Here is a 17407-nt window from a genome sequence, read left to right on the forward strand (position 1 = left end):
AAATCTATGAATATAGATGACAATTTTGTACCTTTGTCAAAACAATTTCCATAGATTTTTATCATTATCCTATTTTATACTGGTATATTTTCTTTAGGAAGTTTCTTTTTATTTACCTTTCCTATTGGAGTAACTGGTATTTTATCTATCTGCATAATATACTCAGGAACCATATATGGTGGCAGAGACATTTGAAGATGTTTTTTTACCTTTTTAGGATCTACATTCTCATCTGATACATAAAATGCCTTTAGATAAAGCTCCCCTTTTTCATCGGGTCTAGCTATACAGACAGAGCTTTTTATTTCTGGAATATTGTTTATTTCGTTCTCAATCTCGTATATTTCAACCCTTATGCCTTTTATCTTAACCTGGCTATCCATTCTTCCTATGCAATCTATATTTCCATCCTCTAGCCATTTTGCTAAATCTCCAGTCTTATACATAAATCTAGTGTATTTATCAAATGCGAATGGATTCTCGACAAATTTTTCTTTTGTAAGCTCTTCCTTATGCATATACCCTCTGGAAATCTGTATTCCAGAAAGGCATAGCTCTCCTGGAACACCTATTGGACATATATTTCCGTTCATATCGAATATATAGGCATAAGTGTTATAAATTGGTTTTCCTATTGGAATCTTTTCATACTCTTTATCTACATAGAACGATGTAGCAAGCACAGTAAATTCTGCTGGCCCATATTCATTGTAGATTTTATAATTTCTTTCTTTATATCCTTTTAGCTTATCTCCACCTGATTGAAGTACCCTCAAATATTTATTATCACAATTTTTTATAAATCTTTTTGCAAATATTGTTGGAACAGCTAAAATAGTTATCTTTTTCTTTTCACAGTATTCATTTACAGTATATTCATTTGCCCTTGCAGTCTCTGGAATTATGTCGACCGACGCCCCACAAAGCAAATACGGGAATATCTGCTTAACTGCTGCATCAAAGCTAAAACTTAGATACACTCCACAAATATCATTTTCATCCGCATTTATGTAGTCTATAGCATACATACACATATTCATAAGACTTCTATGCTCTATCGACATACACTTAGGTCTACCAGTAGATCCTGATGTCGAGATTCTATAAGCACAGTTATCTGGATACACATATTCTGTTATAGGAATATCTGTGTTAAACATAGATTCATTCTCTATAAATAATAATTTTTTATCTGTTTTAGGAAGTTGTTTTTCTAATTTTTTAGAAGTTATTATAACCTTTGCCTCGCTATCCTCTAAAAGATACGACATCCTAACAGATGGATTGCTTATATCTATTGGAAATACTGCTGCTCCAGCTTTCATTATACTTACTGCTGCGATTATTACCCCTATATTTCTCGGTAAAATAACTGCAACTGTATCCTCTCTTTTTATATCTATACTGTTTAAATACCCAGCAAATCTCTCGGTTACAATATCTAACTCTCTATATGTCATAGTCATTTTTTCATCTCTAATGGCTATATTGTCCGGAGTTTTCTTAACTTGCTCATAAAAACCGTCCATAAATGTCATATCTGGAGGTCTTTTCTTACAGCTCATATTAAACTCTTCAAAAATCTCTTCTTCCTCTTCCCTAGATACAAATCTTATATTTTTCATTTTGATTTCTTCATTTTCTACTATCTGGGAAATAACTGTATCAAACATAGACAAAACTCTTTCAGCTGTATCTTTGCTGTATTTAGATGTCATATATTTAGCCCTTATGACTAAAGTCCCCTCTCCAGCCACCATATCTACAGCAAATTCATACCCCTTAAGCCTCATTAAATCATCAATCATATCTTTCGCATACATATCAACATTCCCACTTACAAAAATTGTATTGATTAATTTTTTATCTAATGGACTATTTTTTTCTATCTCTGATAACATATAAGTTAAAAACTCTTTTGAGTTATTTTTCTGCTTTACAAATATTTTAAGTGCCTCTGTAAAAGTCTCATTTTCTTCAGTTGTTATTCTTACAGGAATTATGTTCATCGTACTACCAAACATAACATCCCTTTCAAATGTATATTCCTGTAAAATTAACCCATATATTAATTCTATTATATCTGTTATATTTATCCCCTGTTTTTCAGAAAACTTCTTTAATCTAGCATATTTTTCTTCATTTATTACTATCTTTTCTTTAGCTAAAATGCCGTTGTTCTCTTTATTGAAATAATCTGCTGGTATTTTAGCCATATTGTTATATCCTTCAAGCAAATTACTCCAATGAAGTGCCGCTTTTTTTATTCTTTCAGAACTTGTAGACATCTTTTTTTCTCTAGTCTCCATTTTAATCCCCCCTTTTCAAAGAATTGTAAGGGTTTTATTTATAATCGTATTTTCTAGTAGTCTCACATAGAACAACTCTTATAGTTTTATCAAACATATTTCTGTATGAGTTTAAAAATTCATTAAGTTCTCTATCTGATAAGTCTATTTTTTTACTGCTGAAAAGTAAAACTTTATCCTCTTCTATTATTATTTCTATATCATTTAAATCATTTTTTATATAAGAAGTTATATTGCTTCTTATTTTTATTTTGTTGCTATATTTATCGTAAAATCCAGATGCTTTAGTGTACCGGTCTACGCTTTCCTGAGATGGATTTGAAGAACTTATTCCACTTATTTTTTCTGGATCTAGACCAAATTTTTTAAGCTGTTCGTCCATCTCTTTTGTATCCATTCCATATCTTTCCATAAATTTCTGCTGTATTTTGTAGAATTTTTCTTGAGATATATTATTATCTCTCATATAATCCATCATTTTTCTTGAAAAGCCCGCCATACTAAGGTTACCGCTTGCCACATCACTATAAAGGCTATACATATAATCTTCAAATTTATCTACATCAGATTCTTTTACTTTATTTTTTAATTCATTAAAATCTATTATTTCAGACATTTTCTATACCCCCTAATTTTAATTTAATTGCTTATCTATTTTTTAACTTTTTATTTAATTTGAAAAGCTATTTTTATATTAAAGATTATATCATATATAAATAAATTTTAGCTTAAAATTTTTGAAAATTTAATCCTTTTATCTTTATTTTATTTATAATATATGTTTAATAGTTTGTAAAAAAGTATTAAAATTAAATATAAGAGGTTAATACTATATAAATAGTATTATTTTTTACAAAGATAGTTGTTATTATTTTTACATTTTTATTTAGGAGGATTTTATGAAATTATATATTAGTGCAGATATTGAGGGTTGTTGTGGAATAGTCGACTGGAATGAAACTTTTACAAACAATTCAGAATGGGATACATTTAGAACTCAAATGACTAAAGAAGTTGCTGCTGTTTGTAATGCAGCTAATAAATGCGCTTTTGATGAAATTATAATAAAAGATGCCCATGAGGACGGAAGAAATATAATTTATGATATGTTGCCAGATATTCCTAGCATCAAGCTTATTAGAGGTTGGACAGAAGATCCTCTTTGTATGATGTCTTGTATAGATGAAAGTTTTGATGCTTGTGCATTTGTAGGATACCACTCTGGAGCTTGCTCTGATGGAAATCCACTATCTCATACAATGTACCTTAAATTTGACTATATAAAATTAAATGGAGAATTTGTGTCTGAATTTATAATAAATGTATTTACAGCTGCTTATTTTGGTGTTCCAGTTGTTTTCTTAAGCGGTGATAAATCTCTTTGTGATACAGCAAAAATTTTAAACGAAAATATTTTAACTGCTCCTATTTTAGAAGGTAATGGTGGTGCATCAATTTCAATTCACCCTAATCAAGCAATTAAACTAATAGAATTGAACTCTGAAAAAGCATTTAAAAATAATTTAGATAATTGTAAAATTGAACTTCCAGAGTACTTTGAAGCTGAAATACGATTTAGAAATCATAAAGATGCACATAAAGCATCTTTTTATCCAAATGTATTGAAAAAGGATGAAAAAACTGTTATCTTCAATACAGATGACTATTTTGAATTTTTGAGGATGTTAATGTTTATTTAATTTAATTTTGTAATTATTTATGTTTTGAAAGTATTATTTTTTAGGTGGTGAGTTCAATTTCTAAAAAAGGAAAAAATTCAATATTTGCAATGCTTATAACTTTGATTATTGTTATGGCAATTTCGTTTGGTATTATTTATGCAGTCACTACTTTTGTAGGCATTGGGCTTATGACTCTAATCGGATTTGAGTACAATTCGATTCCAGCGGTATTTTTATTTTTCTTTATTTTTGTATGTTTTACTATACCGCTAGATTTTATTAGTACCTCTATTCTAGATTTTGTTCGTTTTAAAGGTCGTATTCCAGAATCTTTTTATAAGGTTTTAGAGTTTTTTGTAGAGGTCGTTTTAGTTTTATTGGGATTATTAGTTGTTGATAGTATTATGAAGTCTATATCTATTCCTTTTAGGACTAAAATTTTGTTCTCTGTACTATTGTATGTTTTTACATCTTCAATAGAGTACATGTTTTCAAAGGATAATAATGAAAATTAAAAAAGTGCTATCACATATGTGATAGCACTTTTTTATATTATAACATTTCTACAAATGCTTCAAATCTAGTTTTTAACTGTTCACTATCTGACTGAGAGTAATCAGTTTCTAATGAAAGGAATGATATTCCTTTTTCTTTAGTAACGAATTCTTTTATTCTTGCACTTTCAACAGTGAAAGTATGGCAAGCAGTTAATGCTATATCTATAACACCATCTATCTGGAATTCATCTATTAATTCATCAAGTAATTCTATTCTTCTGTCGTTGTTCATCATACAAGAACATCCTATTTTTAAGTATGCTTCAGCTATTGCTTCGTATACATCAGGATTTTCTTCATCTACTAACCATCTATTTGATCTTGGACCACCACAGTTTTCATAAACAACAACATCTCCACCAGCTTCCTCTATTGCTGGAGCTATTTTATTTATAGCACCTGCTATAGGAGAACCAGTTATAAGTATTCTTGGTCTATTTGATTTTTTATGTTCAGTTGCATTGTATTCTGCTTTTATATCATCTATTAATTTTCTAAGTTCTGCTTTCATAGCTGGTCTATCAAATTTGAACTGAGTCTGATATAAAACTCTGTGTATATCCATTCCACTCATTGGAGGTGGGTTAAGAGCTCCTAATTTGAAGTATTCCATTAATAAAGCTCTTTCTTCATTTTTATCTTTTATAGCTGCTCTTATATCGTCTTCAGTTATTGTTATTCCGTAGAATTCTTCTAATCTTTCTTTAAATCTTTTTATTTCTCCAGCCCATAGTTTTATACCTGCTTCATCTGCTAGGTTTGGAAGATGCATTATGTGAGTTGGTTTAACTTTTGCCATCTGTTCATACATTTTCTTTTTACCATCGCAAGTTGTTTCAGCTACTACTATATCACTAAAATAGAAGTATGGACATGTATCTGTTATAGCATGACCATAACTTGATTTAACCATTGGACATAGGTTTCTTGGTAATACTTTTTCCGCATCTGGTATAGGTTCTTCACTAACACCACAAAGACCTACTGAAACTGCTCCTGCAGCTAATATTATTTCTGCTGGAGTAAATGTACAATATGCTCCAACTACTTTTTTACCATCATCTTTTAATTTTTTTATTGCTAAGAAACCATTTCTTCTAGCTTCTCCCCAACTTTCAAACTGTTCTGGAAGTCCTACTGTTGTCATTATAAAACACACCCCTCGATATCATAATTTTTATAGTATAACTTATTTTAAGTTTTCCATATTAATTATATATCACTGTTGTACCTGTTTGTGTAAATAAACTATTTTTTAATAATAGCAAATATCTATATATACTATTTTTTATTATAGTTTTTTTCTATAACAATATATTTTTTCTATTTTGCACATGTACTCGTATAACTTATTTCTATAAAAATAAACTTTTATCTTATTTACTCATTATTTCTTGCATCATAGTTTCTAATCCTTCTCCATATCCACTACCAGCCCAATTATTAGATAATGATTTAACTGTTTTACATTTTCCAAAAAGGCTAGTAAAATGTCTTGGATCTTTAGGATTTGATAGAGGATACCCTTCTTTACCAGCGTAAAGTGCCAAATGTTGTACCTGTGCTAGCACACCATCTTCCCAAGTTTCAAATCTTGTATGTGCTTCTTTGTCCTTATCATCTCCTCCTACTGGAGATTTTAATCCACAAGTATTTTTAAATGTTTCATCCAATACTCCACCAAATTTACAATATCCTGTTTCTTTTGCACACTGTGCAACTACTAATGTAGGGTCTACTCCATTTTCAACAGCTGTATTATATAATATTGGTAATATCTCCATAAATAAATCAGATGCTTTTTTACTTTCCGCCCATCTTCTACACTGTTCATATGTAGATGTTGGTTTAGAAAGTATTGGTAAACCAAGCACAACTCCATTATTAGTTGAACCATTCGATTCATTTGAACCATTTGAATCACTTGAAGATGCCCGTCTTAAACAGTCTTCGTATATACTAGTACTCAAAGTACCTATTTTAGAAATTTTTGAAGCACCTCTAAATATTGATTTATCAGACCCTTTAGAAACTAACATAAGAGGGTCGTCTTTTGCCAATGTAGATCCTACTAGTGCATTTTTTAAATCATATCCATCTGCCACATAATATCTATTAACATTTGGATAGAACTTATTAAGTATTATTTGATTAGTTTTATATCTATTAGCTCCACCTAATCTTTCAGCATTTGTTGCTTTTACTAAGCTATCTGATATTACAGTAGTTCCTCCTATTGCATAAGTTTTTACATTTTTTAGTTTATAATCTATAGTTTTTCCATTTGTAAGTATAACAGGCATACCATCCTTAACAGCCTTTGAAGCTATACTTATACTGTCCGCTTCCCCTTTTGTACCATTAGTTATTGCTACTGAAGTTATTTTCTTTAATTTAGCTATCTTATTTGCTACATTATAGCTAGTTTTATTTCTATTTGAGCCACCGATTCTTTCTACACTTATTCCTCTAGTTTTTAGAGTACTTTCAACTCCTTTTGATACAGCATCCTCTAGTCCGATTATGTATACCTTTTTTACATTTTTTAGTCTTTTAAATGTTTCATCAGGTATACTATTTTTCTTAGTAAGAAGTATTGGTGCATTTGTTGCTCCTGATAACCCACTTGCTGAAAGTCCATCCGCTATAGAGTTATCTAAGTTTACAAGTATAGCTGTATTATACTTTTGTCTATCTGCTATTAATCCTGCTGTTTCATACATATTTTTACCCTGGATTACCTCTTTTTCCGCAGCATTAACAGGTATAACGCTCCCCATTAACATTGTTGATGCCATACACACTGTCATTGTTTTTTTTAAATTCATTTGAATAATATTCCTCCTCTCATATAACCATTCATAATTTTTATTTACAATCAATTTTATAATATACTCTTTTATCTACAAATCATTTTCTAAATTAAAAAAGGCTAAGATTTTTAACTCTTAGCCTTTTTTTATTATCGCATAAATTCAATCATATTTCAACGTTTTCAGTGTATATTATTAGTAATTTACTCAATTACAATTTTTATTCATTATAAGCTTTTATTACTTCTTTTATAGCATTTAATGCATAATCTACATCTTCTTCTGTATTGAAGTATCCAAAGCTAAATCTTACTGTTCCCTGAGGGAATGTTCCTAATGTTTTATGAGCAGATGGTGCACAATGCATACCTGGTCTTGTAGATATTCCATAATTAACATCTAATTCATGGCATATTATACCATTGTCCATTCCAACAAAGTCTAAAGATACAACAGCTGTTCTATTTTCAGTATCTCTCTTACCTATTATAAATCTTTCATCTATTTCTTCCATACCTTTTATGAATCTTTCAGTAAGCATCATTTCTTTTTTATGTATATTTTCTATACCTACTTTTTTGATGTATTCAAGAGATGCATGTAATCCATATGTTCCTGGTATGTTAGGAGTTCCACTTTCGAATTTATCTGGCATGTATTCTGGCTGTATTTCTTCATCAGATTTACTTCCTGTTCCACCTTCTATAAAACTATCTACCTGAGGAACTAATTCATCAGTTATTAAGAATCCTCCCATACCCTGAGGTCCTAGTAATCCTTTATGTCCTGTAAAACATAATATATCTATGTTCATTTCTTTCATATTCATTTCGAATACTCCTGCAGTCTGAGCTGCATCTACTATAAATATAACATTTTTTTCTTTACATATTTTTCCTATTTCTTTTATTGGAAGTGCAGTACCACATACATTTGATGCTGCTGTCATTACAACTGCTCTAGTATCTTCTTTTATTGCAGCTTCTACATCTTTTAAATCTATTTCCCCAACTTTATTACACTGAACTCTAGTAAATGTTACTCCTCTAGTCTGTTCTAGTTTTACAAGTGGTCTCATGACTGCATTATGTTCAACTGAAGATACTACAACATGATCTCCTTCTTTTAATAGTCCTTTTAAAACTGTATTCATAGATTCTGTTATATTTTTAGTGAATACAACATTTTCTGGTTTATCAAATCCAAATAATTCTGCTAGCATTTCTCTTGTTTCAAGTACAACAAATCCTGCACTTAAAGCTGATGAATATGCCCCTCTATTTACATTTCCTCCAACACTTTCTACATATTCTTTTATTGCATCCCCAACACCAGGTGCTTTTGGAAATGATGTTGCCCCATTATCACAATATACTTTTCTCATATTATTTTCCCTCCGTATCAATTTATAATTTATATTTTAGATATATCATATACAAAATATAATATTTATACTTACTTATATTATATCAGAATATATTTTTTTTGATAATTCTTTTAATATTTTTAATCTATTTATTATTTTTCGTTTTAAATGATTTTTTCAATAATAACTATTTTGATTATAGTTTTTTTCTATAGTATGGCATATTTCTTAATTGTTACATACAAATATGTTATTATGAGATTGGGTAATGCTTTGCCTCAAAAAGTAAACAGGAGGTACTTTCATAATGAAAGAAAAAAGAAATATCATTATCGGTGGTGCTGTTATAGGTATAATGGCTGTTATTTCAGTTATGCTTGGTAACCCTAAAAACATGGGTATATGTATAGCTTGTTTCATCAGAGATACTGCTGGTGCTTTAAGTTTACATCAGGCTCCTATCGTACAGTACGTAAGACCAGAAATCATAGGATTTATATTAGGTTCATTTATTCTTGCATTTGCTAGTAAGGAATTCAGCTCAAGAGGAGGATCTTCTCCACTTATAAGATTCTGTCTTGGATTTATAGTTATGGTTGGTGCATTAATGTTCTTAGGATGTCCAACAAGAATGGTTTTAAGATTAGCTGGTGGTGACTGGAATGCCATAGCTGGTTTAGCAGGATTTGTAGTAGGTATACTTATAGGTATAGTATTCTTAAACAAAGGATTTACTTTAAAAAGAAACTACAAACAGTCTAAATTAGAAGGATTTATAATGCCTGCAATATGCGTATTCTTATTCATATTACTTGCAGTTAACTCTACTCTTCTTGTATTCTCTACAGAAGGACCAGGTTCTATGCATGCTCCAATATTCTTCGCTCTTGCAGTTGGTCTTATAGCTGGTGCTATATGCCAGAAAACAAGACTTTGTATGGCTGGTGGTATAAGAGATATAGTTTTATTCAAAGACTTCTATCTTGTAAGCGGATTCATAGCTATGCTTGTTGGTGCTTTCATAGCTAACGTAATAACTCATCAGTTTGCTCCTGGATTTGCAGATCAGCCAGTTGCTCATACAGATGCTTTATGGAACTTCTTAGGAATGGTTGTTTGTGGTTGGGGTTCTATACTTCTTGGTGGATGCCCAATGAGACAGTTAGTTTTATCAGGTGAAGGTAACGTTGACTCATCTATAACTATATTAGGTCTTTTAGTTGGTGCTGCATTCTGCCACAACTTCAAACTTGCTTCTTCTCCACTAGACCAAAAATAATACAAACAATATTTCTTTTGACTTTCATATATTATTATGATATATTAATTATAAGGTTAGCAAGTAGTTTGTCATCTACTTGTTTACTTCGTTTCGTTAAAAAGGACTCACAGACGTGTGAGTTCTTTTTTTTATGCATTATTTTAATAAGCATGAAAAAACACCCATACCGCTATGAGTGTTTTCTTGTTAGTCTGTACCTGGACTATTAGAATTTTTTTATTATGGTCAGACTAACGGCTATAATATCGTAATATTTAAAGAACGAAAGTTTTCTTATACGACTTAACTCTCTCTCATGGCTCCCCACTTTTTATAGCCAGAATTTTTAACTAGTATTCGGGTACTGTGTTCGTGGTAGTGCTTTTAATTTACCAACTGTGTTTCGTACAGTAGAGTCCTCTTGTCACATTTCCTAGGTTTATAACAAGTGCACATTGTCGTATATAATTGGCAAGAGTAAAAGGAATCGGACCTATATCTACAGTTTTGGAGACTGTTGTTTTACCATTAAACTATACTCTTATAATTGGCAAGGGTAGAAGGACTCGAACCTTCGCATCTAGCAGTCAAAGTGCTATGCCTTACCGACTTGGCTATACCCTTACGATAAAAGGTAGCCACACGTATGTAACTACCTAAAGTTGCCACGTCAACGTAAGACAGTGGCTTGGTCTTATCTCGAAAAATAATTGGTGATTTAAAATATAATTAGATTAGAATTGTAACAAGTCTCACTTCACATTGTGCTAAACTAATACTAATATTGTACTTATATTATAACCTTGGTTAGTGTGTCGATTCAATAACACTTCCTATAAAAATTTAAAAGCCTGTCATAAAGACAGGCCTCACCTAAAGAAATAATGTTGTTATTAAGTTTTTAATAAGGACTTTCAAAAAGCCTCTCCCAAAATCATTATACCCTTGTTTAGTGTGTCGATTCAACAACATAATCTAAAACTTTTTTAACTGTATCAAATCTATCCTTACCAACTAATTTAATTTTAGCAGCAGGGAACACTTTTTCTGCTCCTCCACCTACTACAACTAGATTAGTTATAGATTTTCCTTTTATAGTGTTTGCTTCAACAAGTTTATAGTCTTTCAGTTTCCAATTTAATACTGTTGCAGCTACCTTGTCTATATCTCCTACATAAGCTATTACTTTATCCATTTTAACACTTCCTTTTTCCTCTCCAACTAAACCATCTACAATAGCTTTAGCAACTTTTTTACTATTGTACTTGTTTACATCATTCTTATTATCCACGAAACATACTTCTATAAGTATTGCTACATTTTTCGTATTGTTTAGATAATATAAGTTATCTCTCTTTTTAATTCCTCTATCTTTAAAGCCACATTCCTTGACTATAGACTTTTGTACTTTAGTCGCCCATTTAGATCCATTAGAAGTTTTATAAAGTACTTCTGTGCCATTGCCTTGTCCGTTAGAACTATTAAAGTGAATAGATACATCACAGTCAACTTTTCTAGCATTTGCTTTACCGCATATCTTTCTTAACACATCGGTCTGCCCTGTACCATTGTCGCACGTACAGTCATAAGCATTATGTCCACGTCTTTTAAGTTCTGCTATAACTTCATTTTTTACTTTTCTTGCTTCTGTAGATTCTTTTATATATCCACTAGCACCACAAGCTATCTTTCCGTCTGGATTATGTCCTGCGTGTATATTAAAATTCATTACTTTCTCACCTTCTTAATTTCCTTAGGATTTTTACTTATAACACCAACTACTGCCATAATAACGCACCCTAATAGATAAGGGTTTTGTATAACGTTCATTATGTTTTCAAATAGTATCGACCAACTTGTCAAGCTTTCTGCGTTTATTCCTGCAGCAGTTCCTATAACACCGAATAAACCTATCCAAGTATATATGTCTTTATAATTCATCTAATCACACTTCTTTCTACAATTTTCACAATTGCTTTCTATCTTTTTTATGTTTCTAAATATTGTATCTATTTGCTCATCATGTCTAGCCAAGTCTTTTTCTATAATGTGTCTATCGTGCGCACTTTTTTCAAGCTTATCGTCTAATTTGGTAAGCAAGGACTCATGATGTTCGAGCATGGTTATTATAACAGCATTGTCTTTACCTTTATCTTGTGCTTCTTTTAAAGCTTTTTTATAATATCCTGCATAAAGAGTTGTTATAGCTACCACAATCCCTAAGATTAAATTTAAATCATTTAACTTCATTTTCTAGCTCCTTTATAAGTACTTTTACTTTACTTTTCAAGTCCTCATACTTTCTTTTGTAGTCCACTGTCTCACGCCCTCTGTAGTCCTCTATAGCCTTTTCAAGTCTAGTAGCTACACTTATAACACTATCTGCCCAACTAGTCTTAGAACACCATTTTTTACCTACAGAGTATATGTCTTGTTTCCCGTCACAGTATCTCCAATCTGCCTTAGAGTCCCTTTTTAAATATTGCATACCTAACCTATGCCCTGCGTGGTCTATACAAGCTTCTTTAGTTTCAAAGTCTTTACCGAAGTTTGGTTTACCTTGTAGACTGTCCCTTGCGTCTATACCGAATAAGTTATTCTTATCTTTTGCTAACTTAGATAGTCCATAATTAGACTCTAAACAAGCTATAGAAAGTAATATTACTGCATTTATATCATAGTTCTTTTCTGCCTTTAGGAAATACTCTGTTAGGTTAGATAATGCGTTGTTAGGTTTCAGTTTATTAACTGCATAACTTAATTCATCAGCAGTGGTATGCGATAAACCACTTATGTTATTTTTATTAAACATTTAATCACTTCCTTTTTAATTGGGCGAAGGAAACAAATTTCCCTCGCCTATTTTGAAATGTTCAAATTTCAATCTTTTTAGGGCATAAAAAAAGAACATATCTTAATCTATGCCCTATCTGTTAGTTTACTATGCTAGAGCTTTTTCTTTTTCTTCTATCATAGCTATTAAGCCTTTGTATTCTTCGTCGTTAAATTCTCCAACTAAAAAGAATACATTTACCTTGTTTTTAAGGTCTGCTAATTTTTCTCCTGTTTTAGCTTTGTTAATCTGTCTTACTGTTAAATCGTATAACATAATGTCATACCTCCTTTTAAAAAAATATTTATTCTAAACTGCTAAGACTAGCAGTATTTAGCTCAAGCATTGCAATCTTATAAGACTGCTCAAACATAATATCATCTTGCTCGTTATTTCTGTTTTCTTGCGTTTCCATACGTTCGTGTAAAGTTGGACTTGTCGGAACATCTGGAGCAGGTGGAACTGGTGTGTAATCAAATTCCAAAGTCTTAGTTTCCACATTAACTCTATAACTTGTACACTCTGCAAATTCTGTCTTAAATTCGCCCCATTTTAATTCTATATAATCTACCTCACTTTTGTTGTATTTGCTAAGTTCTGTGTAGATTCTCCAATCGTCCTCTGTAGTAGTTTGATTTACCCAACCTTCTGCCTCTCCTGTGTCTAATATTACACGTCCGTCTACTTTTAAAAAGTAAATTCTTTTTCCTATGTATTTGTATCCTGCCATAGTATTCTCCTTTCTTAGCCTAATGCGAACCATTTCCCGTATATAAGAGTTCCCATACTTTTACCTTTTATCTCTTGGATTCTAAAAGTGTTATTATCTATCATTTTAATTGAAATAGTTCCTCCTTCACCTTGTACTGTCCCCATGTACCAATTAACTGGCTCTGTATTTCCCAAAGTAGAAATCATACCTGTAAATTCAGAGCTATATACAGGGTTTGTCGCTATTAAAAATAAATTTTTTATTTTAAAATCAACGGGTAACGTCTTGTTAAAGCCTTGCCTAGGACCTAAACTAGTTTTATAATTTAAATCTCCTGTTGCAAACTTTTTATATTGTCCAACCATTACTTCCATTTTATTCGGCACGTCGCTTAGGTCTATAGCTTGTTCTCCACCTAATTCGACAAGCTTATTATCTATATTTGTTGCAACTGTTTTAGTTTTATTCTTTTCTGTTTCTGTTCTGTTTATCTCGCTTATAAGCGACATACTATCACTCTCCTATTCGATAGCAATGTATTCTAGCAATGTAAGAGATTCCTCCTGTCTTGTTGTTGCTGTAATTGTAAAGTTTTTGTTTGTTATATTTTTTATATACCGACTATAATTGTCGTTAGTTTCGTAAACAGGCGTTCTGTAATCGTAGTTGTATGTACTTATTACATTTATTTTTTTTTGAAGGCGTCCCCTTGTAGTACTAGAATTATTAAACTTGGATTAAAATTTAAATTTGTATCTATTACAAAATCTGTTTCTCCAAAAGTGCTTAAGAATTGTAAAGTTTTATTCGGTTTAATTATCGCTATCTTTTTATATTGTCCTAACATCTTCGTTATATTATCCGGAACCTCGGCTACACTTGTAGATTGTACACCCCCCCGAACAACAATATTGTTTATGTTCGTTATTCCTTTCTTTAATTTTGTTTCTAAATTTTCTGTTTTAGTTATTTCTTGTTTTAAGTTCATTTTTTCTCCTATCCGATAGCTAACCATTCTTTAGCATTAACTCTTAAAAAAGAAGAGTATGGGTCTTTTGTAAGTTTTATAATTACTTTATTGTCAATATAGCTTACATCAACTTCCTTAGCCGAACTAACTACAAAAGTATGCTTTCTTTGTTTCGTATCTAATATTAAATTTAGAGTAGTGTCTGCCATAGTACTTACTATTACCCTACTAGGTTTAAAATCTGTTGCAATTGGAACTTCTAAAAATTCTCCACCTACTTTTAAAACCTTTTCTATACTGCAACTCCCCATAGCTATCTTTTTATAATTCTTACTTATCATACTTTTAATATTATCGGGAACTTCTGCTAAACTTTTAGAAGTGATACCCCCCCCCCGTACTACAACTTGATTAATACGGTCTTTAGCTAACTTTACTTTATTTTTTAAATTCTCTGTCTGTGCTATTGTAGTTTTTAAATCTGCCATTGTATCCCTCCTTACACTGGATTACCTATCTCTGTCTCTAACTCTGTATTAATGTTAGATAGTCTTGTTGTTTGTCCTGTAACTTCTTGTTTTAGTGCTTTAATCTCTCTAACTGCCCACTCTAACGCTTGTTGCACATTTGTAGCTCCGATTTGTGTAGTTGTATCTGTATATTTAACTTTATCGGCTACAAGACTAATATTTGAAACCTTATCATCTATCTCATCTAAAACTTTATCAAGTGTTGTACCTGTAAACTTATTATTCTTATCAGTTACTTGTACTTTTTCGTCTATAAGTTTAATATCACCAATAGTTTTAAATTTTTCATCTATCTTATTAAAGTTTGAGTTAGTTATCTTGACATCATAGGCCTCATCTTCATCAGGAAGCACTAACTTTAAATTATCTGTTGTTATTGCCATGTAACTTCTCCTCTCTTAACTGTCTATGTGTATACTGTGCTAGTTCTCTATGTGTGTACTGACCAAGTATTCTATGTGTATTGTATTTAAGTTCTACCTTTAGCCAAAGATTAAGAGGGACTACATCTTCAAGCATTTTCTCGACTTCCTGGAACTGATTCTTCCTTCCAAGGTCAATCTTTACATGTACGCAATCTATACTAATATCAACTTTTAAATCATAGCCACCTTGACCACATATACTGTCTAACATCTCTCTAAGTCTTTTTTCTGTATAAGGTAACTGGTTTAAAAACTTAATCAGTATCCTTTTTCGTCTGTCCTCTAAGCTATCAGAATCCCTTCTGACAAGGTGTAACATCTTTTCCCACCTAGTACACCCATAATCGTCTAAAGTCATTATAAAGCCATTTAAAAGGACTCTACGTTTATCAGTTTCTAACTTATCAAACTGTTTATCTACTGTATCTCCTATAGCTATAAACTCTTTATACTTTTTCAGTTCTTCAGGTAAGTAGTCTTTATACTTTCGCATTAGTCAACTCACCTCTTTTAGCAATTTCATCATACTCAAGTACTAAGTTACTAGCTACTCCATTTATCTTAGTATCAGCTATGTCAAGTACTCCATCTAGTCCAAGTAATCTAGTCTCAATCTGTGCTATCCTAACAACTAGAGTAACACCATCACTCCAAGTCTTGTTAAGTTCTAAGAAGTACTCATCTAATGCTTTTTCTAGTTGCGACTTCATATCTTCAAAACTAAAAGAGTCAGTAAAAGTTATTTTAGTTTCTATGTTTACGACCTTATCCTTCACACCTAGCACCTTTACCTTGTGTCCTATTGGTGCTATTCCATAACCTTCTTTAGAATGGTCTGTTGGGTCTACTGCCTCTTGTGTAGCTTTTATAAGTTCTTGACTAGCACCGTCATAGGTAGAGTTTATAATCGTTAAATAGATATTCCTATCAGTCTCAGTAACTCTTTTAATTTTTATATTTCCTATATCTTGTAGTTGAGGGACTTTCTCTCTGTAGTCAGCTCTATTACCACCATAAGCTTGTGCGTCAAAACTTCTAAAGTATCTCTCTCTTAAAGGTTCAGTTTCTTCAACGTCCTCTCCGTTTATCAGTATTTCAGTAAGTCTTGCGTACTCTAGTCCTTCTATATACTCAATAGGTATCATATCTCCACTGCCACCTATAGGACCAGTTTCCTCACATTGCCCTTTGAAATGGAAGTTATCAATTTTTTCAGTTATAACAATGTTCCACTTGTCAAAGTTAAATCTGCTACCAATTGGTACGTCTTGATTAAACTCACATTTAACTATTGCACTTGTAGCAGGTGTAGGTGTTATACCTCTAGAGTGACAATGTTGTATTAGATATGGTCTACTAGCTGTATCTGGAAATACTTCATCAAGTATTAAATCTAAATCTATATAAGTTTCAGAAAATTTTACTGCCGTCGGTGATAATGTGTCATAGATTATTGAACCTTCCCTCTTATCAAACTCGTCAAGTACTCTAGCTAACATATCGTCTATGTGATATTCGAATGTATACTTTTCAAACATTTACACTAACACCTCCTTTTCTGCTTCAAAATCTCCAAAAACAGAATGTACTGTGAAAGTACATAACATAGCATCTTTATTCTTAGTTATTTTAAAATTTGAAACGTTTGTTACGCGATCATCTCTCATAACTGCTTCAGTTATTACTCTTTCTAACTCTGGTATAACGAAAGAATCCTCTTTCCCAAATAAGTATTTAATCTCTGTTCCATACTCATCATAAATTATATAATCGTACCTTTCGGTAAGAAGTACTAGGTATACAGCTTGCTCTACTGCCTCTATACCGTCTATATATCCTATATTAAATTTTCCATCTTCTTTATTTAAAGAATAAGTCCTAGACGGAGCTAGGACATAATCAAAATCATCTGTTATAAGGTCTGAATAATTATCAGTTTCTGGTATCAC

General features: G+C 31.4%; 21 protein-coding genes and 2 tRNA genes. 3 read left to right on the forward strand and 20 right to left on the reverse strand.

Annotated elements, in window-relative coordinates; translation table 11 throughout:
• Nucleotides 1-74 precede the first annotated feature (74 nt).
• Complete coding sequence (locus ACK2WO_RS09515) at nucleotides 75-2309, reverse strand: amino acid adenylation domain-containing protein (RefSeq protein ID WP_414697645.1); 2235 nt, start codon at nucleotides 2307-2309, stop codon at nucleotides 75-77.
• A gap of 34 nt (nucleotides 2310-2343) precedes the next feature.
• Nucleotides 2344-2925 carry a DUF3867 family protein gene (locus tag ACK2WO_RS09520; protein WP_414697646.1) on the reverse strand — a complete coding sequence of 194 codons (582 nt, stop codon included), beginning with the start codon at nucleotides 2923-2925 and terminating at the stop codon, nucleotides 2344-2346.
• 283 nt (nucleotides 2926-3208) lie between these two features.
• Between ACK2WO_RS09520 and ACK2WO_RS09525 the strand changes: the two genes are divergently transcribed.
• Nucleotides 3209-4009, forward strand: coding sequence for a M55 family metallopeptidase (locus ACK2WO_RS09525; protein ID WP_414697647.1), 801 nt, complete (start codon nucleotides 3209-3211; stop codon nucleotides 4007-4009).
• An 89-nt stretch (nucleotides 4010-4098) separates the two neighbouring features.
• The gene (locus ACK2WO_RS09530) at nucleotides 4099-4506 is read left to right on the forward strand and encodes a YrvL family regulatory protein (protein WP_414698746.1); all 408 of its coding nucleotides are present in this window, start codon (nucleotides 4099-4101) and stop codon (nucleotides 4504-4506) included.
• Between the two features lie 37 nt (nucleotides 4507-4543).
• Here ACK2WO_RS09530 and ACK2WO_RS09535 read toward each other — a convergent pair whose 3' ends face one another.
• The 3 genes from ACK2WO_RS09535 to ACK2WO_RS09545 form a co-directional block, all read right to left on the reverse strand.
• Nucleotides 4544-5695 (reverse strand): double-cubane-cluster-containing anaerobic reductase, encoded by a 1152-nt coding sequence (locus ACK2WO_RS09535; RefSeq protein WP_178412321.1) that lies wholly within the window; start codon nucleotides 5693-5695, stop codon nucleotides 4544-4546.
• Nucleotides 5696-5924: 229 nt separating this feature from the next.
• Nucleotides 5925-7376: a cell wall-binding repeat-containing protein gene (locus ACK2WO_RS09540; RefSeq protein ID WP_414697648.1), complete on the reverse strand. Its 1452-nt coding sequence runs from the start codon at nucleotides 7374-7376 to the stop codon at nucleotides 5925-5927.
• A 205-nt stretch (nucleotides 7377-7581) separates the two neighbouring features.
• A complete protein-coding gene (locus tag ACK2WO_RS09545; protein WP_040410221.1) occupies nucleotides 7582-8745 on the reverse strand; it encodes an aminotransferase class V-fold PLP-dependent enzyme in 1164 nt (387 codons plus the stop codon).
• 289 nt (nucleotides 8746-9034) lie between these two features.
• On the opposite strand from ACK2WO_RS09545, the gene yedE reads away from it, so the two are divergent.
• Nucleotides 9035-10006, forward strand: a complete 972-nt coding sequence (yedE, locus tag ACK2WO_RS09550) for a YedE family putative selenium transporter (protein WP_414697649.1) — start codon at nucleotides 9035-9037, stop codon at nucleotides 10004-10006.
• A gap of 451 nt (nucleotides 10007-10457) precedes the next feature.
• On the opposite strand, the gene ACK2WO_RS09555 is transcribed toward yedE, so the two are convergent.
• The 15 genes from ACK2WO_RS09555 to ACK2WO_RS09625 form a co-directional block, all read right to left on the reverse strand.
• Nucleotides 10458-10531, reverse strand: a tRNA-Trp gene (locus ACK2WO_RS09555).
• A gap of 5 nt (nucleotides 10532-10536) precedes the next feature.
• Nucleotides 10537-10612, reverse strand: a tRNA-Gln gene (locus ACK2WO_RS09560).
• Nucleotides 10613-10937: 325 nt separating this feature from the next.
• Complete coding sequence (locus ACK2WO_RS09565) at nucleotides 10938-11717, reverse strand: N-acetylmuramoyl-L-alanine amidase (RefSeq protein ID WP_414697650.1); 780 nt, start codon at nucleotides 11715-11717, stop codon at nucleotides 10938-10940.
• Nucleotides 11717-11929, reverse strand: a complete 213-nt coding sequence (locus tag ACK2WO_RS09570) for a hypothetical protein (protein WP_414697651.1) — start codon at nucleotides 11927-11929, stop codon at nucleotides 11717-11719. Before ACK2WO_RS09570 ends, ACK2WO_RS09565 begins: the two co-directional genes overlap by 1 nt.
• Nucleotides 11930-12238 carry a hypothetical protein gene (locus ACK2WO_RS09575; RefSeq protein WP_414697652.1) on the reverse strand — a complete coding sequence of 103 codons (309 nt, stop codon included), beginning with the start codon at nucleotides 12236-12238 and terminating at the stop codon, nucleotides 11930-11932.
• On the reverse strand, nucleotides 12225-12800 hold the full coding sequence (locus tag ACK2WO_RS09580) for a glucosaminidase domain-containing protein (protein ID WP_414697653.1): 576 nt from the start codon (nucleotides 12798-12800) through the stop codon (nucleotides 12225-12227). Before ACK2WO_RS09580 ends, ACK2WO_RS09575 begins: the two co-directional genes overlap by 14 nt.
• Before the next feature lie 129 nt (nucleotides 12801-12929).
• On the reverse strand, nucleotides 12930-13097 hold the full coding sequence (locus tag ACK2WO_RS09585; protein WP_414697654.1) for a hypothetical protein: 168 nt from the start codon (nucleotides 13095-13097) through the stop codon (nucleotides 12930-12932).
• A gap of 28 nt (nucleotides 13098-13125) precedes the next feature.
• A complete protein-coding gene (locus tag ACK2WO_RS09590) occupies nucleotides 13126-13551 on the reverse strand; it encodes a hypothetical protein (protein WP_414697655.1) in 426 nt (141 codons plus the stop codon).
• Between the two features lie 14 nt (nucleotides 13552-13565).
• Nucleotides 13566-14042 carry a hypothetical protein gene (locus ACK2WO_RS09595; RefSeq protein WP_414697656.1) on the reverse strand — a complete coding sequence of 159 codons (477 nt, stop codon included), beginning with the start codon at nucleotides 14040-14042 and terminating at the stop codon, nucleotides 13566-13568.
• A 176-nt stretch (nucleotides 14043-14218) separates the two neighbouring features.
• Nucleotides 14219-14521: a hypothetical protein gene (locus tag ACK2WO_RS09600; RefSeq protein ID WP_414697657.1), complete on the reverse strand. Its 303-nt coding sequence runs from the start codon at nucleotides 14519-14521 to the stop codon at nucleotides 14219-14221.
• Nucleotides 14522-14529: 8 nt separating this feature from the next.
• The gene (locus tag ACK2WO_RS09605; RefSeq protein ID WP_414697658.1) at nucleotides 14530-14991 is read right to left on the reverse strand and encodes a hypothetical protein; all 462 of its coding nucleotides are present in this window, start codon (nucleotides 14989-14991) and stop codon (nucleotides 14530-14532) included.
• An 11-nt stretch (nucleotides 14992-15002) separates the two neighbouring features.
• Nucleotides 15003-15416, reverse strand: a complete 414-nt coding sequence (locus ACK2WO_RS09610) for a hypothetical protein (RefSeq protein WP_414697659.1) — start codon at nucleotides 15414-15416, stop codon at nucleotides 15003-15005.
• Complete coding sequence (locus ACK2WO_RS09615) at nucleotides 15397-15951, reverse strand: putative phage tail protein (protein ID WP_414697660.1); 555 nt, start codon at nucleotides 15949-15951, stop codon at nucleotides 15397-15399. Before ACK2WO_RS09615 ends, ACK2WO_RS09610 begins: the two co-directional genes overlap by 20 nt.
• Entirely contained in the window at nucleotides 15938-16996 is a 1059-nt protein-coding gene (locus tag ACK2WO_RS09620) for a baseplate J/gp47 family protein (RefSeq protein WP_414697661.1), read from the reverse strand. The genes ACK2WO_RS09615 and ACK2WO_RS09620 overlap by 14 nt, the downstream gene beginning before the upstream one ends.
• Nucleotides 16997-17407, reverse strand: coding sequence for a DUF2634 domain-containing protein (locus ACK2WO_RS09625; RefSeq protein ID WP_414697662.1), 411 nt, complete (start codon nucleotides 17405-17407; stop codon nucleotides 16997-16999).

Source organism: Peptacetobacter sp. AB845 (genome assembly GCF_047528295.1).
Lineage (GTDB): Bacteria > Bacillota > Clostridia > Peptostreptococcales > Peptostreptococcaceae > Peptacetobacter.